The sequence below is a fragment of the Bacillus sp. EB600 genome (assembly GCF_024494385.1).
In the GTDB taxonomy this organism is placed as follows: Bacteria; Bacillota; Bacilli; order Bacillales; family Cytobacillaceae; genus JAEVLT01.
Map to the genome: position 1 here is coordinate 1 of NZ_JAEVLT010000011.1, position 21,407 is coordinate 21,407.

Below are 21,407 nucleotides of genomic sequence, written 5' to 3' on the forward strand. Positions count from 1 at the left end.
GATCAAACTCTCCAATAAAGAGTATGAGTTAGCTCATAAATTTTACGTTGGCTAGTGAAGACTCGCTTCACTATATTGTTTATTGTTGACGTTTTTGCTTGTTTAGTTTTCAAAGATCAATATCGCCGTCACTCTCAAGCGACTTTATTATTATATTACTTAAGATCTAAGATGTCAACATTTTTTTATTTATCAACTTAAAAATAATAAATACCGTTTGTCGACTTAATGAGTATATCAGTGCTTTGACACAATTTCAACATTTTTTTACAAAAACCTCACAATTTAATTCTTACCTTCTTTAGATATGACAGTTTCTATATATACTTGTCGGTTCTTAGTTAGCTGGATGATCTCCTCGGTATCAGTTAATTTAATGAGCGGACGCGTTGGTGACTTTTCATCTACAAACAGCACCTCTGCAACTCTTCCATTAGAAAGTCTTAGCTTGTCACCAATTGAAAAATCAATAATGGCTGAGGTTAGGGTTTTTAAGATTCTAATATCAAACTTTCCAAAGCCGTCTTCTAGAATCATTTCTAACACTCTATAGGGGGACTGCTTGCTCCGATACAGCCTTTCAGATGTCATCGCATGAAAGATATCAGCAATTCCAACTATTTTTGCATACTGTGGAATTCTTTTTCCACTTTCTCCAAATGGATATCCACTCCCATCTAGCCTTTCATGATGTTCAAGAATAGCAAGCTTAACCGCCCTTCTTAACACTGGTATATTCCTGACCATTTTGTAGCTGTAGGCCGGGTGTTTTTTTACTTCCAAGTATTCCTCTAGAGTTAATGGTGCCTTTTTATAAAGAATGGTTGGATTAATTTTTGCCATCCCGCAGTCTGCCAAACAACCAGCAAAGGCAGCCTGTAACCAATCTCCTTTTTCCAAATGCATTTTCATGGCAATGAAACCGCTTATTAAGGCAACTGCAATTGGATGCTGATAGATATAGGTATCTTTAGTCGAGTAGCGGTGCAAATTAAACACCTCATGTGGGTAACTCTCCATTTTTTCTAGAAGAGGCATGATCAAATCTCTAATATTTGCAATATCAATTGGAAGACCAGATTGCCACGAATGAAATTCCTTTTTATATCTAGTGACAGATTTTAAAAATAGTCCAATAAACCCTAATTTGTTAAGGATTATATTTGTATCCAACTCCTCTGGTTGCAACTCATTTGGGTAAAGCGGGACTCCATTTACGAGTACTTTTTCAACTTCAATTTCCTTCACATTAAATGCAGTTAAAACATTAATATGTAAATTTGTAACTACAGTTTTTTTGGGGACGATTGGTTGATTCGTTCTACTAAAAACATCCGCCGCTAGAATACAGCCTTCTTGAATTTCACCGAGCTTTATACGCAAATAATGCACACCCCAATCTTTTATTAGATTTGCTTTTCTATAGGTCTATTTTACCAAAAAAAAAAGGGAACACAGCTGTGTTCCCTAAAAAAAGTTTTCGCTTTATTCTTCTTTATCGTCTATACTATTTGGATTTTCATTTACTTCAGTAGTCTCTTCTTTACTTTGGCCTTCGCTTACTTCCGTAGTCTCTTCGTTACTACCTTCTTCATTTTCCGAAGACTCATCTTCATCTTCATCTTCCTCTTTTTCTACCTTTGCAACGGTAGCAACAAACTCATCATTTTCTTTGATAGTGATCAATTTAACGCCAATTGTATTTCTGCCCATCGAAGAAATCCCATCAACCGCGATTCGGATCAGTACACCGCCAGTTGTAATGAGCATTAAATCCTCTTCGCCCGTAACAGCTTTCATAGCAACTAAATCGCCGTTTTTATCAGTAATATGACAGGTTTTAATTCCTTTTCCGCCTCTGCCTTGAATTCGGTATTCAGAAGCCGGCGTACGCTTGCCATAACCGTTTCTCGTTACAATCAGGATATCGGTATGATCTTCAAGCACTTCCATGCCGACTACTTCATCCGTATTGTCTAAGGTTATCCCTTTAACACCGGTGGCCGTTCTTCCCATTGACCGTACATCAGTTTCCGGGAAGCGGATCAACATTCCATTTTTCGTTCCAATAATAATTTCTTTACTGCCATCCGTTAACCTAACAGAAATAAGCTCGTCATCTTCCCTTAGGTTCAAAGCAATAAGTCCATTATTCCGGATATGGGCAAACGATGATAGCGGTGAGCGCTTTGAAACTCCATGCTTTGTTGTAAAGAACAGGAACCAATCGTCAACAAATTCCTCCACAGGGATAATGGCATTTACCCATTCACCTTTGTCAACCTCGAGTAGGTTAATAATCGGAAGACCTTTAGCTGTCCGGCCATATTCCGGTATTTCATACCCCTTCGAACGATATACCTTTCCTTTATTGGTAAAGAATAGAATGGTGTCATGAGTGGAGGTGGTAATTAAATGTTCGACAAAGTCATCTTCATTAGTTCCCATTCCTTGTATCCCACGGCCACCTCGTCGTTGCGAACGGTAGGTTGAGACCGGAAGTCGTTTTATGTAACCGTTGTGTGTTAAGGTAATAACGATATTTTCACGCGGGATCAAATCTTCATCTTCAATATTTTCAATTCCGCCGGTAACTATTTCTGTCCGGCGCTTATCGTTAAAACGCTCTTTAATTTCAAGTAATTCTTCCCGGATAATTTCGAGAATCTTTTCATCATCAGCTAAGATAGCCTTTAATTCGCTGATTAGCTTGACTAAGCTTTGATATTCATCTTCAATTTTTTCTCTTTCTAAACCTGTTAACCGCTGCAAACGCATGTCGAGAATCGCTTGGGCTTGCTTTTCACTAAGGTTAAATGTTGTCATTAAGCCTTCTCGTGCAATGTCAGCTGTCTGCGAATTTCGGATTAAATTAATCACTTCATCAAGGTGGTCAAGAGCAATTCGTAAGCCCTCTAAAATATGTGCACGTGCTTCGGCTTTACGCAGTTCAAACTCTGTTCTCCTGCGAATAATCACCCTTTGATGATCTAAGTAATAAACTAAGCATTGCTTTAGATTTAAAACTCTTGGGTGCCCATCAACGAGGGCTAATGTATTAATTCCAAAGCTTGTTTGAAGCGCTGTTTGTTTATAGAGGTTATTTAACAGGACACTTGAATTTGCATCCTTGCGTACCTCAATAACAATTCGCATCCCTCTGCGGTCTGATTCATCTCGAAGGTCGGTTATGCCCTCAATTTTTTTATCGCGGGCTAATTCTGCAATTTTTTCAATTAACTTTGCTTTATTTACTTGGTATGGAATTTCATTGACAATAATAACTTCTTTCCCATTTGCTTTTTGTTCAATTTCTACCTTGGCTCGAATTGTTATTGATCCTCTGCCTGTTTCATATGCTTTGCGAATCCCGCTCCTGCCAATAATTATCCCGCCAGTTGGAAAATCTGGTCCAGGAATAATATCCATTAACTCTTGAATCGTAATGTCCGGATCATGGCTGACAGCCAGCACTCCATCAATAACCTCACCAAGCTGATGCGGAGGAATATTTGTTGCCATTCCGACAGCAATTCCTGTTGTTCCATTAACTAACAGGTTGGGGAATCTCGCTGGCAAAACAACCGGTTCTCTTTCTTCGCCATCATAGTTATCTTGATAATCGATCGTATCTTTATTGATGTCCCGCAGCATTTCCATGGAGATTTTGGACATCCTCGATTCTGTGTACCGCATGGCAGCGGCGGAATCACCATCCACGGACCCAAAGTTTCCATGGCCGTCGACGAGCATATAGCGGTAATTGAAATTCTGTGCCATCCGAACCATAGTTTCATATACCGCTGAGTCACCGTGCGGGTGATATTTCCCAATTACATCACCAACGATACGAGCAGATTTTTTATATGGTTTGTCCGCATGAATTCCAAGATCATGCATAGCATAAAGAATACGACGGTGAACTGGTTTCAACCCATCCCGTACATCTGGCAGGGCACGGGAAACAATAACGCTCATCGCATAGTCAAGAAAAGAAGATTTCATTTCCTGACTAATGTTTATCTCTTTAACATGAGACTCTGGTGTTTCAGCCATATTTGTTACCTCCTATAGGGTTTAGCTAAGCCTTGATTAATCACCGTAAAGGCTTGAATAAAAGAAAAAGGAGGATAGCGGTCAACCCTCTACCCTTTTTTATCCACCCTTAATTAGGGCGTCTCCGCTTTTCTATTTGTCTAGCTCCGGCTCCCAGCGACTAGTGTACTTCGCCCACTTCCCTGCGATAAGTCAACATCGAATCGACTTGAGCTCCGTGTTTCCTTTATCTCAGTCAGTGCTCTCCAGTCCATACGTCGCTTAACTGGCGCCTCCGCTTTTCTAGATATCCAAGTTTTTAACGTATTTTGCATTTTCTTCAATAAAGTTTCGACGCGGTTCTACCTTATCACCCATTAACATTTCAAAGGTCTCATCCGCTTCGATAGCATCCTCAAGGTTAACCTGAAGCATGGTCCTACTCGAAGGATCCATGGTAGTTTCCCATAATTGTTCAGGATTCATTTCACCTAAACCTTTATAGCGTTGAATATTAGGCTTTGGACTGTTTGGCAGCTCTTGAAAAATCCGGTCAAGCTCCTTGTCATTGTATGCATACTCAATACGTTTACCCTGTTGAACCTTATAGAGTGGTGGTTGAGCTATATAGACATAACCAGCCTCTAAAATTTTCCTCATGTAGCGATAGAAAAATGTTAATAGGAGGGTTCGAATATGTGCACCATCAACATCGGCATCTGTCATAATAACTACTTTATGATAGCGTGCTTTAGCAATATCAAACTCTTCCCCAATTCCTGTTCCAATTGCAGTAATCATTGCCCTGACTTCGTTGTTGGAGAGAATTCTATCTAAGCGTGCTTTTTCAACGTTCAGGATTTTTCCTCTTAATGGTAAAATAGCCTGGAAATGACGGTCACGTCCTTGCTTTGCTGACCCACCCGCTGAGTCACCCTCAACAATATATATTTCACTTTCAGAAGGGTCCTTTGATGAACAGTCTGCCAATTTTCCAGGTAAACTGGATACCTCTAGGGCACTTTTTCTTCTTGTTAATTCCCGCGCTTTTTTCGCTGCGAGCCTTGCCCGCGCTGCCATTAATCCTTTTTCAACAATTTTTTTAGCAACCATAGGGTTTTCTAATAAAAATTTATCTAAATGACTTGAGAAAACAGCATCTGTTATTGTTCGAACCTCTGAGTTTCCGAGCTTTGTCTTTGTTTGTCCTTCAAACTGCGGGTCAGGGTGCTTAATAGAAATAATTGCTGTCAGTCCTTCACGGACATCTTCACCTGAAAGATTAGTATCATTCTCTTTTATAAGCCCATTTTTTCTTGCGTAATCGTTGATGACTCTTGTTAAAGCTGTTTTAAATCCAGATTCATGTGTACCGCCTTCGTACGTATGAATATTATTAGCAAATGAATAGATACTCTCGGTATATCCTTCGTTATACTGAAGGGCAACTTCAATGGAAATTCCATCCCGTTCTCCCTCTAAGTAAATTGGTTCTTCATGAATAACCTCTTTTGTGCGGTTTAAATGCTCAACATACGATTTAATCCCGCCTTCGTAGTGGTATTCATGTTGTTTATTTTCAACGCGCTTATCTTCAATCGAAATATTAACGCCGCGGTTTAAAAAGGCAAGCTCCCGTATCCGAGTAGCAAGAGTATCATATTCGAATTCTAAAGTTTCTGTAAAAATCTCACTGTCTGGAACAAAATGAACCGTCGTACCAGTATAGTCCGTCGTACCAATTTTTTTTACATCCTCGACAGGGACACCACGCTCATATTTTTGGAAATAAATATTCCCGTCACGGTGAACATAAACCTCAAGTTCGCTTGACAAAGCATTAACGACCGAGGCTCCAACGCCGTGCAGACCGCCTGAAACCTTATATCCCCCGCCGCCAAACTTACCACCAGCATGGAGAACCGTCATGATAACTTCTACTGCCGGTCTGCCCATTTTTTCCTGGATATCAACAGGAATGCCGCGCCCGTTATCTTTAACCGTTATACTATTATCTTTTTCAATGGTAATACTTATTTTATCGCAATAGCCCGCTAACGCTTCATCAATACTGTTATCAACGATTTCCCATACTAAATGATGAAGACCCCTTCCACTGGTTGATCCAATGTACATACCCGGGCGTTTTCTAACAGCCTCAAGTCCTTCAAGAACCTGTATTTGATTGGCATCATATGCTTGTTCTTGGGCTTCTTTCTGTTCCATTGTCAATTACGTTCACCTGCACTCTCTTTACTGAAATAGTCTATTTATCATGTTATAGGTCTTGTGTATTCATAAAATCTGAGCGCTTTTTCAAAGTACTGGATGCAAAGGGGGATAAATAAACGTGCTTATTTGTAATAACTATCGATTTAAATGATTTCTTTGCTAAGTTAATTAGGTTCCCTTCATGCTTCTTTAGAAATTCTTTTACTAGTAAGGATGAGTCGCCACTCTGTTTATCGACAATAGCGATGATATCCTTTGACCTAACATTAAAATCCTCTCCAATATGGATATACATGAAGTCACCTCAATGGACTTGTTTAATCTTTCCAGCATCCACTTTAAAAGTTGATGCTTCTTTTAGTGTCTGATGATCAATCCCGTCAACGCTGGTTGTGGTTACAAACGTTTGAACCTTACCTTGTATCGTATTGAGCAAATGGGACTGGCGGTAGTCATCTAATTCAGATAAAACATCATCAAGCAGTAAAATGGGGTATTCTTTCATTTCGGAATGAATTAATTCTATTTCAGCAAGTTTGACGGACAAGGCAGTGGTCCGCTGTTGACCCTGCGACCCATATGTTTGAACATCGTGCTCATTAACAAAAAATTGTAAATCGTCACGATGTGGCCCAAACATTGTCGTACCGCGCTCAATTTCCCTTATTTTAACTTTGTTAAATTTTTCCTCAAAGGACATTACCATTTTCGACACATCTTGTGTTTCTAATACATCCACGGATGGTTTATATTCAATTTTTAATGTTTCCAATCCTCTTGAAATGCCGGAATGAATTGGTTGCGCCCAGTTTTCAAGCATGCGGAGAAATTCAAATCGTTTGATTACAATTTTAGCAGCAACTTGAATAAATTGTTCTGTTAAAATTTCTAGAACCGTATGGTCAGTTTGCTTTTTTGTTTGCAGCATTTTTAGGTAATGATTCCGTTGTTGAAGTATTTTTTGATATTGACTCATATCATGCAAATAAACAGGGGACACTTGACCAATTTCCATATCAATAAACCTGCGTCTCACTTGAGGGCTGCCTTTAACCAAATAAAGGTCTTCCGGTGCAAACATAACCACATTGAAATTTCCAATATACCTGCTCAGTCTTTGCTGTTCAATATGATTGCATTTTGCTTTTTTTCCTTTTTTTGAAATAATCAGCTCCATTGGCAAAGAACCGTATTGTTTCTGAATTCTACCTTCTATTTTAGCATAATCTTCATCCCAGCGAATAAGTTCTTTATCGCTCGATGTGCGGTGGGACTTAGCCATTGCTAAAACATAAATTGATTCCATAACATTTGTTTTTCCTTGCGCATTCTCACCTAAAATAACATTCACTTTATTTTCAAAAGAAACACTTAGTTCTTGATAATTTCGATAATTCCTTAATGATAACTGCTCTATATACATAGTAGGTTTCCTCACTAAAAAAAGGGGAAGTGCCTTTTTCAAGGGCTTAAAGCCTAAGCTTTGAGCTTTTTTTCACAATACATGGATTGGTTTCAATGAAGATCCGCTTACACGATCAGAAATTCCCCAAAGCCAGGAACTTGAACCTTGTCACCATGGTAAAGCTTCCTTCCTCTTCTTTGATCTTGTTCACCGTTGATAAAGATCTTATTTTCACTTAAAAACCATTTGGCCATTCCACCAGATTGGATGATTTCAGCCAATTTAAGAAATTGTCCTAGTGCAATATAATCAGTCTCGACCTTTATTTCCTTCGGCATTACATTCACTCTTTTCTGAAATGGTCTCTAAAGTTCTATTTTACTAAAAAATCGTTTAGGTTACAAATAAACTTAGAAAAGTGGAAACGCCCGTTAAGCGACGTACACTAGTCGCTGGACAATAAAAAAGTGGAAGCATTCTAGTCAAAAGAAACCCAAAAGCACACTTGAAGTGAAACAAGCCGCCATCCATTGGCAGCTTGAAGCCCGATTAGTATGTTCTAACAGGCAAGATTAATTGTAGAATGGTTTGATCATGAAGCGGTCGGATGACAAATGGGCGCATAGCTCCGGTAAAGCTTATTTTAATATCGGTTCCATCTATTGCCTTAAGGGCATCCATCATAAATTTTGCACTAAAAGAAATTTTAAGGTCTTCTCCCTCAATTGCATCACTTTGAACTTCTTCAATAACCTTCCCAATTTCCGGGGTATTTGAGGAAATTTCAATTAGGTTATTCTCGATTGTCGAAAATTTAACGACGTTATTTCTTCCTTCTCGAGCAAGTAATGAAGCACGATCAATAGCTTGAAGAAATTCCTTAGTATTTACAGTCACGTCAGTTTTGCTTTCATTGGGAATCAGTCTTGACGTGTCAGGGTAATTGCCTTCTAACAATCTCGAGAAGAATAGTACATGCTTTGTTTTAAATAAAATTTGATTTTCAGTAATAACAATATCAATTAACTCATTGGAATCGTCAATAATTTTATTTAATTCATTTAAACTTTTTCCTGGAATAACAACATTATAGTTCCCAGGATTTTCTGTTTCGATTTTTGCCACTCGTAGTGCAAGTCGATGACTATCTGTTGCAATACAGTTTAATTCGTCATTTTCAACTTTCCAGTTGACACCTGTCAACACCGGCCGTGTTTCTGAGGTGGACACTGCGAAAACAGTTTGGCGGATCATTGCTTTCAGCAAGTCTGCAGCAATATGAAACGTATTGTTTTCCTCAATCTGTGGAAGGTGTGGATACTCTTCTGCATCAAGGCCGTTTAAACTAAACTCCGATTTTCCTGAACGGATCACAGTTTGCAAGTGACCCAAAACCTCAATTTCAACAGTATCCGTAGGCAGTTTTTTTACAATCTCACTAAAAAATCTTGCATTTAGTACGATTGCGCCGCTTTCTTTTATCTCGACAATTTCATTTCCATCTTCTTCTCTTGGAATGAATGTTTGAATTGAAATATCAGAATCACTGCCAGTTAAAGTAACTCCTTCATTGGAGGCAACTATTTTTATTCCTGTCAAAATGGGGATGGTTGTTCTTGATGTTACAGCCTTCATGACATCTTGGACGCTTTGGACCAAATGATCTCGTTGGATTAAAAATTTCATTTTATAAATCCTCCATTTAGCATATTTTTTGTATTGCATACATATATTAATAAGATTTAAAAAAGTAGTAGAAGTACTAGTAGGGCCTGTGGATTTGTGGATAACTAGCTTTATTTAACGGAAATACAGTCTATCCACATGTGGATAGACTGTGTATAAACTAGTCAAACTTATCAACAGTTTTTTATATTATAAACAGGTATAAATTTTGACCGGAGACCACTGTCTAGATCGTACTTCGCTAATCTGGCGTTTCCAGCTTATATTTTCAACAGTTCATTTAATTCTTTAACTTGCTTTTGCAACTGTGAATCAGATTGTAAAAGCTTTGCGATTTTTTCATGGGCATGAATGACAGTAGTATGGTCCCTGCCGCCAAACTCTTCTCCAATTTTCGGTAATGAATAATCTGTTAACTCACGTGATAAATACATTGCGACCTGTCTTGGAAACGCAATTGACTTTGTCCGTTTTTTTGCTTTAAAATCTTCAAGCTTAATATTGAATTGTTCGCCCACGGCTCTTTGAATATCATGAATCGTTATCATTTTAGGCTTCGAGCTTGGAATAATGTCCTTCAATGCTTCAGCAGCAAGGTCAGCATTAATATCTTTATTAATCAATGATGAATAGGCGACTACGCGAATTAATGCCCCCTCAAGCTCACGAATGTTTGAATCAATTTGATTTGCAATATAGAGCATGACCTCATTAGGAATATCTAAACCATCGGCCTTTGCCTTTTTTCGAAGAATCGCGATTCTAGTCTCTAAGTCGGGAGGAGTTATATCCGTGATTAATCCCCATTCAAACCTGGATCTGAGACGATCCTCAAGGGTTGGTATTTCTCGTGGTGTTCGGTCACTCGAAATGATAATTTGTTTATTATCCTCATGAAGAGTATTAAAAGTATGGAAAAATTCCTCTTGTGTTGATTCTTTTCCGGCTAAAAATTGAATATCATCAATTAGCAGAACATCTACACTTCGATATTTGTTGCGAAAATTCTCCGCTTTATTATCACGAATCGAGTTAATAAATTCATTTGTAAATTTTTCAGATGATAAATAAACTACCTTCGCAGATGGGTTATGTTCTAAGACATAATGACCAATCGCATGCATTAAATGCGTTTTTCCCAATCCCACTCCGCCGTATATAAATAATGGATTATAGGCTTTTGCTGGTGCTTCCGCAACGGCAAGCGATGCTGCATGGGCAAAGCGGTTGCCTGAACCGATGACGAATGTATCAAATGTATATTTAGGAATTAACATACTTTGCGGTAAATCAGTATGTTCATCATCCTTTTTCGTTTTCTTTGGAGGTGCATGCATATCAATTTGGTCTGCATCTTTGTTTTGCGGAATGATAAATTTAACAGCTAATTCTTCACCCGTTATTTCATATAGGATGCCGGCAACCAATTGAGAATAGCGTTCTTCCAACCAGTCACGGGCAAATTCATTTGGAGCTGTTATGACAAGCAGGTCCCCCTTTAGGGAATGGGCCTTTGTCGATTTTAACCAGGTATCAAAACTTGGTTTGCTTATCTTTTTCTCTATGTTGCTTAAAGCAGCGCTCCAAAGATCCGCAATATTTTCCAATTAGTATCCCTCCTTTTCATGTTCTTTATTAAGATCACATGTATTTTTAAATATCTTTTTTCATTTCGTAATTGTATATAGTTTTGTTGCCAAAATGTATGTTTATACAAAGGATAAAAGCTAGAAATCTATAAATATACGAAAAGGTGTTTGTGGATAAAATATATAATAAGGTAAATAAGTGGGTTTTCGACAATATCCACTTATTGTGGATAAGTTTATTTTTACATCATGAATAACTGTCCACATGTTATCCACAGTTTGTGGATAACTTTATTTTGGAATTCGGTTATCAAGAGTGAAAACACAAATATAATACCAAATTTAATGAAGTGGTGCAATGGTTTTTAGAACTTTATCCACAAGTGTAACAATCTGTGCATAATAATTGTCCACAATATATGGGTTTGTGAAAAACCTGTCGATAAAGCTTGTGGATAGAAAAAAATTGTCGATAAAGTTATCCACAAACCCAAAAGTGGAGGTATTCGGTTACCGGCGTGCGGAATGGACTACACCGACTGAGGTAGAGGAAATGTAGATTCAATGTTGACTTATCGTAAGGGGGTTGGCGAGGTATACTAGTCGCTGGACGCTGGTTTTACAAAAGGTGCCGCCGGCCTGGCAGCAACATCGATGAAAAGCGGAAGCGTCCATGCTTAATTTTTGCAAGCGGAAGAACGATGAATTAAACTTTAAAGTAGGAGATAATATTTTTGAGACAGTTGACAATTTCCACTAGTGGTCTTTATAATATATAAGACTGTCTTTAACAGCTATTCCTCAGGGAGGTGTCATATATGAAAAGAACTTACCAACCAAATAAAAGAAAACATAGTAAAGTTCATGGTTTCCGCAGCCGCATGAGCAGTGCAAATGGTCGTAAAGTATTAGCTCGTCGTCGTCGCAAAGGAAGAAAAGTATTATCAGCATAGACCACTGAAATTCCTCAGTGGTCTTTTTTTACAAAAAGGCGATCAAATTTCACTAAAAGTATTATTTACTATGACTTCAACGACCTCGCATGTCGCTAAAGTCATAGTAAAAGAAAAATGCCATTCTCTAAATTTAAATTTTTACATATAAAGATTTTGGAATGGGGAAAAATATTCGTCATTAAAAAATTGAAGGTGTTTTTTCCATGAAAAAAGAACTAAGAATAAAAAGGAATAAAGATTTTCAGGAAGCATTTAAAAAGGGACGTTCATTTGCAAATAGACAATTTGTAGTCTATGCCTTGCAAAAAGAGGGACAAGATCCCTTCAGGATCGGTCTTTCCGTTAGCAAAAAGCTAGGGAATGCTGTAACAAGAAACCATATAAAAAGATATATTCGTCAAGCCGTTTTTGAATTAAAAGATTCCATGGAAACAGGGATGGATTATGTAATTATTGCTCGAAAGCCATTAGTAGAAATGGATTTTTTTGAAGTGAAAAAAAGTTTGACACATGTTCTTAAAGTTGGAAAGGTTTTAAAGAAAGAGAATTCCAGCAAACAGAAAAGAATGTAAGTACTAAGGCTCATAATTGTAATCCTCCCTCCATTTCCCACAAAAAAGTGATAAAATATGTTTTAAAAAATCTACATAAAATTTGCCAAAAAAATTTAATAATTTTTATATAATCAAGTAAGGGGGAATATTCGGTTGAAGAAAAGAATTACTGTTTTGATTGGCATACTCTCCTTGTTTTTGCTCTTAGCAGGGTGTAATCAGCTTAAACAGCCTATTACACCAGAGAGTACGGGAATCTGGAACCAATACATTGTCTACCCATTATCCTGGGTGCTAAAAGAAGTGGCACACATGCTTGGTGGAAGTTATGGGTGGTCGCTGATTGTTGTGACAATTTTAATTCGTTTAGTCATCCTGCCGCTTATGGTCAAACAAACGCGAAACGCCAAAGCTATGCAGGTATTGCAGCCCGAAATAAAAAAGCTGAAAGAGAAATACAGCTCAAAGGATCAAAAAACGCAACAGAAATTGCAGCAGGAAACAATGGCCCTTTTTCAAAAACATGGTGTTAACCCAATGGCAGGCTGTTTTCCATTACTGATTCAAATGCCAATTTTAATTGGCTTCTACCATGCGATTTCAAGGACGAGTGAAATTGCACAAGATAATTTTCTCTGGTTTGACTTAGGTGTAAAAGACCCATATTATATCCTGCCAATTGTTGCAGGAATTACAACATTTATTCAGCAAAAAATGACAATGGCTGGAACCGAACAAAATCCGCAAATGGCTATGATGACTTGGATGATGCCGATTATGATTGTGGTTTTTGCTTTCAATTTCCCGGCAGCTTTATCTTTGTATTGGGTAGTCGGAAATATTTTTATGATTGTTCAAACCTATTTTATTAAAGGACCGGATCTGAAGAAGGAAACAGTGGCCGGTAAAGCGGGAGGAGCAAAAAAGTGAAACAAATAACTGCTACAGGACATACTGTCGAAGAAGCAGTAGCACAAGCTTTAGCTCAATTAAAGACATCAATGGACCGCACAGATGTTTCTATTATTGATAAAGGAAAAAAAGGAATTTTTGGCATCTTTGGCTCGCGTCCAGCAATCGTTAAGGTAACCGTAAAAGCAGAAGATCCGCTTGAAGAAGCGAAAAGCTTTCTTTACCAGGTTAGTGAGAAAATGGGAGCATCAATTGAAATTGAAGTGAAAAAGGATGGCAAGCAGTTGTATTTTCTCTTAAAGGGTGAAAAAATTGCCCTTTTAATCGGGAAAAGAGGCCAGACGTTAAATTCACTTCAGTATTTAACTCAATTAGTTGTCAATCGGCACTCTGAACAGTACCTGACGGTTATTTTAGATGCTGAGGATTACCGAAATAGACGAAATGAAACGCTGATTCATCTTGCCCATCGACTTGCGCAAAAGGCGCTTAAAACTGGAAAAGATGTTTCACTAGAGCCAATGCCTTCGTATGAGCGAAAAGTTATCCATACTGCTTTAGCCGATAATAAACGCGTAAAAACATATTCTGATGGTTCTGAACCACATCGGCATATAGTTATTTCACCAAATAATATAGATAGAAATGCAAAAAGACATTCAGCTGGATAAGCTGGATGTTTTTTTTATTGTTCTTGAATTTTTATAACTGCCTAGTTTCGATGCATAGGACGTGGGGGTTTTTGTCGACGGTCCTATGCATCGGGTGCCTCCGCTTTTTTTGTTTGTGGATAACGTTCGATACTTGTTTTATTGTTATTCACATGTGGATAAGTTAAAATAATATGAGGTATCATTATTCATTGTGGATAAATGGATAGGGTGGGCTGTACACGTTAATAAAATATGGTATTCTAATAATTTGGGACAAAAATTTGCGAATTTATATAGATATTTGTGTTGAGTGAGGTGAAATCATGGAATTTGATACAATTGCAGCGATATCGACACCATCGGGTGAAGGGGCTATTGCCATTGTTCGTCTGAGCGGAGAGAATGCAATTAAAATTGCGGATAAAGTATTTAAAAGCGTAAAAGGAAAAAGATTACATGAGGCTATGACACATACAATCCATTACGGTCATTTAGTTGATCCAGTTAGTGGACAAGTGGTAGAAGAAGTAATGGTTTCTATCATGAAAGGCCCTAAGACCTTTACAAAAGAGGATGTAATTGAAATCAATTGCCATGGTGGGATCGTTTCGGTCAATCGTGTTTTGCAGTTAGTTTTAAAAAATGGGGCTAGATTAGCAGAACCTGGTGAGTTTACAAAGCGGGCCTTCCTAAACGGACGGATCGATTTGTCACAAGCTGAGGCAGTCATGGATTTGATAAGAGCTAAAACCGACCGGGCAATGAATGTAGCCTTGGGCCAAATGGAAGGGCGATTATCAAATTTGATTCGTAAACTGCGTCAGGAAATTTTAGAAACACTGGCACAGGTTGAGGTAAATATTGACTATCCTGAATACGATGATGTTGAAGAAATGACCCATAAAATGTTAATGGAAAAGGCCAAACTTGTGCGGGAAGAGTTGAAAAAACTGTTACAAACATCAGAACAAGGAAAAATTCTGCGTGAAGGCCTTTCAACTGTTATCATCGGCCGGCCGAACGTCGGCAAATCCTCGTTACTAAACAGCCTTGTACACGAAAATAAGGCGATTGTTACGGATATTCCAGGTACAACACGTGATGTAATTGAAGAATACGTGAACGTAAGAGGTGTCCCGTTGAGACTCTCGGACACAGCTGGAATCCGGGAAACAGAGGATATTGTCGAACGCATAGGTGTAGAACGTTCAAGAAAAGTGTTAAAAGAAGCAGATTTACTTTTGCTGGTCTTAAATGCTGCTGATCCACTAACAGAAGAAGATGAAAATCTTTTTAAAGCAGTTGAAGGTATGAATGTGATTGTCATTGTTAATAAAACAGACCTGCCGCAGCAAATTAATATGGACAGGGTAATCAAGCTTTCGGCCAATCATAAGCTTGTCGCAACTTCACTGCTTGAGGACCGTGGTGTTGACGAGCTTGAAGAGGCGATAGCATCTTTATTTTTTGCGGGCTCGATTGAAGCCGGTGATTTAACATATGTTTCAAATAACCGGCATATTGCTCTTTTAAATCAGGCACTTCAAGCAATTGAAGAGGTGATAGAAGGAGTAAATTTGGGGACTCCGATTGATATTGTTCAAATTGATTTGACTCGAACATGGGAATTCCTTGGTGAAATAGTCGGTGATAGCGTGCATGAAAGCTTAATTGACCAGCTATTTTCACAGTTTTGTTTAGGCAAGTAACATCAACTTGGTAGCCAAAAGAGCTCATTAGTGACTAAAAAAGGATAAAAAGATTAAATTGCGGAAATGAATAGAGCTAATTAGTGCACGAAAAGGAATAAAAAGTTCAACCAGGGTTACGAATAGAATCCATTGAGAATTAAACTGAGGTTTAGTTTTTTAAAGACTTTTTAGGCTCAAAAGGAGGGGCAAAATGGAATACGAAGCAGGAAAGTTTGACGTTATTGTCATTGGTGCCGGTCATGCCGGCTGCGAAGCAGGACTTGCTGCGGCGAGGCTTGGCGCCAAAACACTGATCATAACGATAAATCTTGATATGGTGGCATTTATGCCATGTAATCCTTCTGTCGGGGGTCCGGCAAAAGGGATTGTTGTAAGGGAAATTGATGCACTTGGTGGAGAAATGGGTCGAAATATTGATAAAACCTATATTCAAATGCGGATGCTCAATACTGGTAAAGGACCAGCTGTTCGGGCATTAAGGGCCCAGGCTGATAAATTTGCTTACCAGCATGAAATGAAGAAAACAATTGAAAATGAACCGAATGCGACGTTACTTCAAGGTATGGTGGAGCGCTTGATCATCGAGGATGGATTGTGCCAAGGAGTCATTACGAAAACAGGCGCAATTTACCGTTCAAAAACAGTAGTTATTACTACAGGTACTTATCTTCGCGGTGAAATTATCATTGGCGAATTAAAATATTCCAGTGGTCCAAACAATCAGCAGCCTTCTATCAAGCTGTCTGAGCACCTGAAAGAGCTCGGGTTTGAATTAGTCCGCTTTAAAACGGGAACACCACCACGGGTAAATAGCAAAACCATTGATTATAGCAAAACAGAAATCCAGCCAGGTGACGAAGTTCCTAGAGCCTTTTCTTATGAAACAACACAATATATCACCGATCAGCTGCCATGCTGGCTAACGTATACAAATGAGCGGACACATAAGTTGATTGATGACAATCTTTATCGCTCACCGATGTATTCCGGAATGATTAAAGGAACAGGTCCGCGTTACTGTCCTTCTATTGAAGACAAGGTTGTTCGGTTTAACGATAAACCTCGCCACCAACTTTTCTTGGAGCCTGAAGGCAGAAATACTCAGGAGGTTTATGTACAAGGACTATCAACGAGCTTACCAGAAGATGTTCAAAAGAAAATACTTGAAACAATTCCAGGACTTGAAAAAGCACAAATGATGAGAGCAGGCTATGCGATTGAGTATGATGCTATTGCGCCTACGCAGCTTTGGCCAACACTTGAAACAAAATTGATTAAAAATCTTTATACAGCAGGTCAAATTAATGGGACCTCTGGATATGAAGAAGCTGCCGGGCAAGGGATCATGGCAGGAATCAATGCAGGTCTTAATGCATTGGGAAAAGAGCAGCTTGTTCTTAGCCGTTCGGATGCTTATATTGGTGTGTTAATTGATGATTTGGTTACAAAGGGAACAAATGAGCCATATAGATTGTTGACATCAAGAGCAGAATACCGCTTGCTTTTGCGTCATGATAATGCTGATTTAAGACTGACTGAATATGGTCATAACATTGGACTCATTTCAGATGAACGTTTTGAAAAATTTGTCGCGAAAAAAGAAGCAATTGAGGCGGAAAAAAAACGTTTAATGTCAACATTTATAAAGCCATCTAAACAAGTTCAGGAACTGATCAGCAGTCTTGGAGGAAGCGAGTTAAAAGATGGAATTCGGGCGGCTGATCTTTTAAAAAGACCTGAAATGACTTATGATCATATTGAAGAATTATTACCAAGTGAGGTTTCATTAGATAGTGAAGTCAAAGAACAGGTAGAAGTTCAAGTCAAATATGAGGGCTATATTGAAAAGTCGTTGCAGCAAGTGGAGCATCTTAAAAAAATGGAGAATAAAAAAATTCCCGAAAACATTGATTATGATGCAATCACAGGAATTGCCACAGAAGCACGACAAAAATTAAAGAAAATCAAACCATTATCGATTGCCCAAGCATCAAGGATATCTGGTGTAAATCCTGCAGATATTTCCATCCTTTTAATTTATTTGGAGCAAGGTAAAATTGCTCGGATTGCCAATTAGAAAGCAAATCGTGTAGAGGAAGATGCGGATGAAGAATGAACAATTTGCAGCAATGCTAGCAGAAAAAGGAATCAGCCTTTCCCCAATGCAAGTAGAGCAGTTCGAAGTGTATTATCAAACCTTGGTTGAATGGAACCAAAAAATGAACTTAACCGCGATAACGGAAAAAGACGAGGTGTATCTGAAGCATTTTTATGATTCAATCTCAGCTGCTTTCTATTTTGACTTTTCTAAACCCATTCAATTATGTGATGTTGGTGCAGGGGCGGGATTTCCCAGTATTCCTCTAAAAATCGTTTTTCCGTCAATTGAAGTAACGATCGTTGATTCGTTAAACAAGCGGATCACGTTTTTAAATCACCTTGCTGATACATTAAAGCTTGACCATGTACATTTTATTCATGATCGCGCTGAAACCTTTGGAGTAAATCCAAATCATCGGGAAGCTTACGATGTGGTAACAGCAAGAGCAGTTGCAAGGATGTCTGTGTTAAGTGAATTGTGTCTCCCACTCGTCAAACCAGGAGGATTCTTTATTGCCATGAAGGCATCCCATGCCAGTGAAGAATTGGATACGGGTAAAAAGGCTATCGCTCTTTTGGGAGGAATAGTTGAAAAGACTTATACATTTACATTGCCGATTGAAGAAAGCGAACGAAATTTAGTTGTTATAAAAAAAATAAAACAAACACCGAAAAAGTACCCTCGTAAACCGGGGACACCAAATAAAATGCCTATTGAATAGTGACAGCAATTTTTGGTTTTTATTGTTCTTTAATGGCAGGAACTTGTCATTTATACAGAGAATTAGTAATAGGGAGTTTCGTAAAGGTGGTGTTGGGGATGAAGCATACAATTACACGCTTTTTTGGCCTCGGCGAAAAGGAACAACAGGTTGAGCTAGATACTATCGAGACTGAGGTTGAACTTGATAATATTGAAATGATAGACGAGCGGAACGAGATAAAAAAGATCCCTATAGACAGTATTGTTCCAAACCGCTTTCAGCCTCGGACTGTTTTTGATGAAGCAAAAATTGAGGAATTATCACGAACCATTCATATTCACGGAATTATTCAACCAATCGTTGTACGAGAGTTTGAAGCCGGAAAGTACGAAATTATTGCTGGTGAGCGGCGCTGGAGAGCAATGAAAAAACTAAGCTGGGATCTGGTTCCAGCTATAATTAAAAATCTGTCGGATACAGAGACAGCCTCCGTTGCATTAATTGAAAATCTACAGCGTGAAGAGCTTTCTCCAATTGAGGAAGCAATTGCCTATGGAAAATTACTGGAGCTCCACAATTTAACTCAGGAGGCGCTTGCCCAACGTTTAGGGAAAGGACAATCCACTGTTGCGAACAAGCTGCGGCTCCTAAAATTACCAGAAGAAGTGCAAAATGCCTTATTGAATAAACATATTACTGAGCGTCATGCTCGGTCCCTTATCCCACTAAAGGATTCAGAAAAGCAAATCAAGCTTTTAGAGGAGATAGTCGAAAAAAATCTTAATGTGAAGCAAACTGAAGAACGTGTTGTTCGCTTGTTAGAACAAAAAAACGGAAAGCCAAAGCCGAAACGAAAGGCTTTTAGCAAGGATATGAGAATTGCAGTAAACACAATTCGCCAGTCATTGTCAATGGTGTCAAATAGTGGAATTAATTTAGCCTCTGAAGAAGAGGAATTTGAGGATTTTTACCAATTTACGATTCGAATTCCAAAGAAAAAGTAAATTGATAGTTAAATATAGGAAACCTAAGGAACCTGCTACAGTCATGTCAGGTTCCTTTTATTTGTGACAAAATGCCCTGTAAATTTTTCTCGAAAAAAAACTCCATCGATTCAGTTTCATGATAAAATAAATAACATGGCTGTTTCTTTCCTAGTTTGTTAAGATACTAGTCTAGTAAAGTAAGGGTAGGTGACACCGTGAGCAAGGTTATTGCAATTGCGAATCAAAAAGGTGGTGTCGGCAAAACGACAACCGCTGTTAACCTAGGCGCCTGCTTAGCATACATAGGAAAACGGGTTTTACTAGTTGACATTGACCCTCAGGGAAATGCAACAAGCGGGATTGGAATTGAAAAGGCAGAAGTCAATCAATGTATATATGATGTTTTAGTAGATGATGTCGAAGCAAAGGAAGTCATTAAATCATCATCAATTGAAAATTTATATGCTATACCGGCAACCATTCAATTAGCAGGTGCAGAAATTGAGCTTGTACCGACGATCTCGAGGGAAGTTCGTTTAAAAAGGGCGCTTGAAGAAGTAAAAAACAGCTTTGACTATGTTGTTATTGATTGTCCGCCATCATTAGGATTATTAACAATTAACGCTTTAACAGCATCTGATTCGGTACTCATCCCAGTCCAATGTGAATATTATGCTTTGGAGGGGTTAAGCCAGCTGTTAAATACTGTTCGTCTTGTTCAAAAGCATTTAAATCATGACTTGAAAATTGAAGGTGTTTTGTTAACAATGTTGGATGCACGAACAAATTTAGGCCTTCAAGTAATTGAAGAAGTAAAAAAATATTTCCAAGATAAAGTTTACAAAACAATAATTCCTCGAAATGTCAGGCTAAGTGAAGCTCCTAGTCATGGTGAACCAATTATTACCTACGATCCTAAGTCACGTGGTGCAGAAGTATATGTAGAATTGGCGAAGGAAGTGGTTTCAAATGGCTAAAGGCTTAGGAAAAGGGCTGGATGCTTTTTTTTCTAATATTGATGCTAATAAAGAAGAGCTTATTCAGGAAATTAACCTTAAGGATTTGCGGCCTAATCCTTATCAGCCGCGAAAAATCTTTGATCAGGAGGCCATTGCCGAATTAGCAGTATCAATCGTTGAGCATGGAATTCTTCAGCCTTTAGTTGTTCGCAAAAGTATCAAAGGCTATGAAATTGTCGTTGGCGAAAGACGCTTTAGGGCAGCGAAGGAAGCAAAGTTGGAAAAAGTTCCAGCTATTGTCCGCGAGCTTTCCGAACAGCAAATGATGGAGTTAGCTGTATTGGAAAATCTTCAAAGGGAAGATTTAAACCCAATTGAAGAAGCGATGGCTTATCAAACACTGATTGAAAAATTAAATTTAACACAGGAAGAAGTGGCAAAACGTCTGGGAAAAAGCCGTCCCCATATTGCCAATCATATTCGTCTTCTCTCACTTCCTCCAAAAATTCAAGAGCTAATTTCATCAGGGAAAATTTCAATGGGCCATGGACGTGCTCTTCTTGGACTGCGCCAAAAAAATAAACTACCTGCTATCGTTGAAAAAATAATCAAAGAAAATCTAAATGTTCGTCAACTTGAAAAATTAGTCCAGCTGTTAAATGAAAATGTTTCACGTGAAACAAAAAAAACTGAGCAGAAAGCAGATGTTTTTTTGAAGGAGCGGGAAAGTTCTTTAAGGGAAAGATTTGGAACAACAGTAAATATTAAACAATCAAAAAACAAAGGTAAAATTGAAATTGAATTTTTTTCCAAAGAAGACTTGGAGAGAATTTTAGAACTTCTCGATGAGGATCCATCCTTCTAAACCATCAAAGATGGTTTATTTTTTTGACTTATTTGCTGTTCCTTAATGCAGACACCACG

General features: G+C 38.3%; 18 protein-coding genes. 10 read left to right on the forward strand and 8 right to left on the reverse strand.

What is annotated here, in order from left to right; translation table 11 throughout:
- Positions 1 to 285 precede the first annotated feature (285 nt).
- From JN080_RS13275 to dnaA, 8 genes are all read right to left on the reverse strand, one after another.
- Entirely contained in the window at positions 286 to 1,392 is a 1,107-nt protein-coding gene (locus JN080_RS13275) for an HD-GYP domain-containing protein (RefSeq protein WP_256236500.1), read from the reverse strand.
- A 93-nt stretch (positions 1,393 to 1,485) separates the two neighbouring features.
- Complete coding sequence (gene gyrA, locus JN080_RS13280) at positions 1,486 to 4,056, reverse strand: DNA gyrase subunit A (RefSeq protein ID WP_256236501.1); 2,571 nt, start codon at positions 4,054 to 4,056, stop codon at positions 1,486 to 1,488.
- Between the two features lie 282 nt (positions 4,057 to 4,338).
- Positions 4,339 to 6,261, reverse strand: a complete 1,923-nt coding sequence (gene gyrB / locus JN080_RS13285) for a DNA topoisomerase (ATP-hydrolyzing) subunit B (RefSeq protein WP_256236619.1) — start codon at positions 6,259 to 6,261, stop codon at positions 4,339 to 4,341.
- Between the two features lie 52 nt (positions 6,262 to 6,313).
- Positions 6,314 to 6,562, reverse strand: a complete 249-nt coding sequence (remB, locus tag JN080_RS13290; RefSeq protein WP_256236502.1) for an extracellular matrix regulator RemB — start codon at positions 6,560 to 6,562, stop codon at positions 6,314 to 6,316.
- Between the two features lie 9 nt (positions 6,563 to 6,571).
- Positions 6,572 to 7,690 (reverse strand): DNA replication/repair protein RecF, encoded by a 1,119-nt coding sequence (gene recF / locus JN080_RS13295; RefSeq protein WP_256236503.1) that lies wholly within the window; start codon positions 7,688 to 7,690, stop codon positions 6,572 to 6,574.
- A 107-nt stretch (positions 7,691 to 7,797) separates the two neighbouring features.
- Positions 7,798 to 8,010: a S4 domain-containing protein YaaA gene (gene yaaA / locus JN080_RS13300; RefSeq protein WP_256236504.1), complete on the reverse strand. Its 213-nt coding sequence runs from the start codon at positions 8,008 to 8,010 to the stop codon at positions 7,798 to 7,800.
- 211 nt (positions 8,011 to 8,221) lie between these two features.
- Positions 8,222 to 9,358, reverse strand: a complete 1,137-nt coding sequence (dnaN, locus tag JN080_RS13305) for a DNA polymerase III subunit beta (RefSeq protein WP_256236505.1) — start codon at positions 9,356 to 9,358, stop codon at positions 8,222 to 8,224.
- Positions 9,359 to 9,618: 260 nt separating this feature from the next.
- Positions 9,619 to 10,965: a chromosomal replication initiator protein DnaA gene (gene dnaA, locus JN080_RS13310; protein ID WP_256236506.1), complete on the reverse strand. Its 1,347-nt coding sequence runs from the start codon at positions 10,963 to 10,965 to the stop codon at positions 9,619 to 9,621.
- 800 nt (positions 10,966 to 11,765) lie between these two features.
- On the opposite strand from dnaA, the gene rpmH reads away from it, so the two are divergent.
- The 10 genes from rpmH to JN080_RS13360 all read left to right on the forward strand — a co-directional run bounded on the left by rpmH (position 11,766) and on the right by JN080_RS13360 (position 21,348).
- Positions 11,766 to 11,900, forward strand: coding sequence for a 50S ribosomal protein L34 (gene rpmH / locus JN080_RS13315; RefSeq protein WP_066059809.1), 135 nt, complete (start codon positions 11,766 to 11,768; stop codon positions 11,898 to 11,900).
- 206 nt (positions 11,901 to 12,106) lie between these two features.
- Positions 12,107 to 12,475 (forward strand): ribonuclease P protein component, encoded by a 369-nt coding sequence (gene rnpA, locus JN080_RS13320; RefSeq protein ID WP_256236507.1) that lies wholly within the window; start codon positions 12,107 to 12,109, stop codon positions 12,473 to 12,475.
- 135 nt (positions 12,476 to 12,610) lie between these two features.
- Positions 12,611 to 13,387, forward strand: coding sequence for a YidC family membrane integrase SpoIIIJ (gene spoIIIJ, locus JN080_RS13325; RefSeq protein WP_256236508.1), 777 nt, complete (start codon positions 12,611 to 12,613; stop codon positions 13,385 to 13,387).
- Entirely contained in the window at positions 13,384 to 14,040 is a 657-nt protein-coding gene (gene jag / locus JN080_RS13330) for an RNA-binding cell elongation regulator Jag/EloR (protein ID WP_256236509.1), read from the forward strand. The genes spoIIIJ and jag overlap by 4 nt, the downstream gene beginning before the upstream one ends.
- Positions 14,041 to 14,345: 305 nt before the next feature.
- Positions 14,346 to 15,731, forward strand: a complete 1,386-nt coding sequence (gene mnmE, locus JN080_RS13335; protein WP_256236510.1) for a tRNA uridine-5-carboxymethylaminomethyl(34) synthesis GTPase MnmE — start codon at positions 14,346 to 14,348, stop codon at positions 15,729 to 15,731.
- A 193-nt stretch (positions 15,732 to 15,924) separates the two neighbouring features.
- Complete coding sequence (gene mnmG / locus JN080_RS13340; protein WP_256236511.1) at positions 15,925 to 17,811, forward strand: tRNA uridine-5-carboxymethylaminomethyl(34) synthesis enzyme MnmG; 1,887 nt, start codon at positions 15,925 to 15,927, stop codon at positions 17,809 to 17,811.
- Between the two features lie 28 nt (positions 17,812 to 17,839).
- On the forward strand, positions 17,840 to 18,556 hold the full coding sequence (gene rsmG / locus JN080_RS13345) for a 16S rRNA (guanine(527)-N(7))-methyltransferase RsmG (RefSeq protein ID WP_256236512.1): 717 nt from the start codon (positions 17,840 to 17,842) through the stop codon (positions 18,554 to 18,556).
- Between the two features lie 98 nt (positions 18,557 to 18,654).
- A complete protein-coding gene (noc, locus tag JN080_RS13350; protein WP_256236513.1) occupies positions 18,655 to 19,542 on the forward strand; it encodes a nucleoid occlusion protein in 888 nt (295 codons plus the stop codon).
- Positions 19,543 to 19,739: 197 nt separating this feature from the next.
- Positions 19,740 to 20,501 carry a ParA family protein gene (locus JN080_RS13355; RefSeq protein ID WP_256236514.1) on the forward strand — a complete coding sequence of 254 codons (762 nt, stop codon included), beginning with the start codon at positions 19,740 to 19,742 and terminating at the stop codon, positions 20,499 to 20,501.
- On the forward strand, positions 20,494 to 21,348 hold the full coding sequence (locus JN080_RS13360; RefSeq protein WP_256236515.1) for a ParB/RepB/Spo0J family partition protein: 855 nt from the start codon (positions 20,494 to 20,496) through the stop codon (positions 21,346 to 21,348). The genes JN080_RS13355 and JN080_RS13360 overlap by 8 nt, the downstream gene beginning before the upstream one ends.
- Positions 21,349 to 21,407: the final 59 nt, after the last annotated feature.

Bases quoted from the DNA above. Each gene is read 5' to 3' on its own strand.
- gyrA (WP_256236501.1), bottom strand. From the start codon at position 4,056: ATGGCTGAAACACCAGAGTCTCATGTTAAAGAGATAAACATTAGTCAG.
- gyrB (WP_256236619.1), bottom strand. From the start codon at position 6,261: ATGGAACAGAAAGAAGCCCAAGAACAAGCATATGATGCCAATCAAATA.
- remB (WP_256236502.1), bottom strand. From the start codon at position 6,562: ATGTATATCCATATTGGAGAGGATTTTAATGTTAGGTCAAAGGATATC.
- recF (WP_256236503.1), bottom strand. From the start codon at position 7,690: ATGTATATAGAGCAGTTATCATTAAGGAATTATCGAAATTATCAAGAA.
- yaaA (WP_256236504.1), bottom strand. From the start codon at position 8,010: ATGCCGAAGGAAATAAAGGTCGAGACTGATTATATTGCACTAGGACAA.
- dnaN (WP_256236505.1), bottom strand. From the start codon at position 9,358: ATGAAATTTTTAATCCAACGAGATCATTTGGTCCAAAGCGTCCAAGAT.
- rpmH (WP_066059809.1), top strand. From the start codon at position 11,766: ATGAAAAGAACTTACCAACCAAATAAAAGAAAACATAGTAAAGTTCAT.
- rnpA (WP_256236507.1), top strand. From the start codon at position 12,107: ATGAAAAAAGAACTAAGAATAAAAAGGAATAAAGATTTTCAGGAAGCA.
- mnmE (WP_256236510.1), top strand. From the start codon at position 14,346: ATGGAATTTGATACAATTGCAGCGATATCGACACCATCGGGTGAAGGG.
- mnmG (WP_256236511.1), top strand. From the start codon at position 15,925: ATGGAATACGAAGCAGGAAAGTTTGACGTTATTGTCATTGGTGCCGGT.
- rsmG (WP_256236512.1), top strand. From the start codon at position 17,840: ATGAAGAATGAACAATTTGCAGCAATGCTAGCAGAAAAAGGAATCAGC.
- noc (WP_256236513.1), top strand. From the start codon at position 18,655: ATGAAGCATACAATTACACGCTTTTTTGGCCTCGGCGAAAAGGAACAA.
- JN080_RS13360 (WP_256236515.1), top strand. From the start codon at position 20,494: ATGGCTAAAGGCTTAGGAAAAGGGCTGGATGCTTTTTTTTCTAATATT.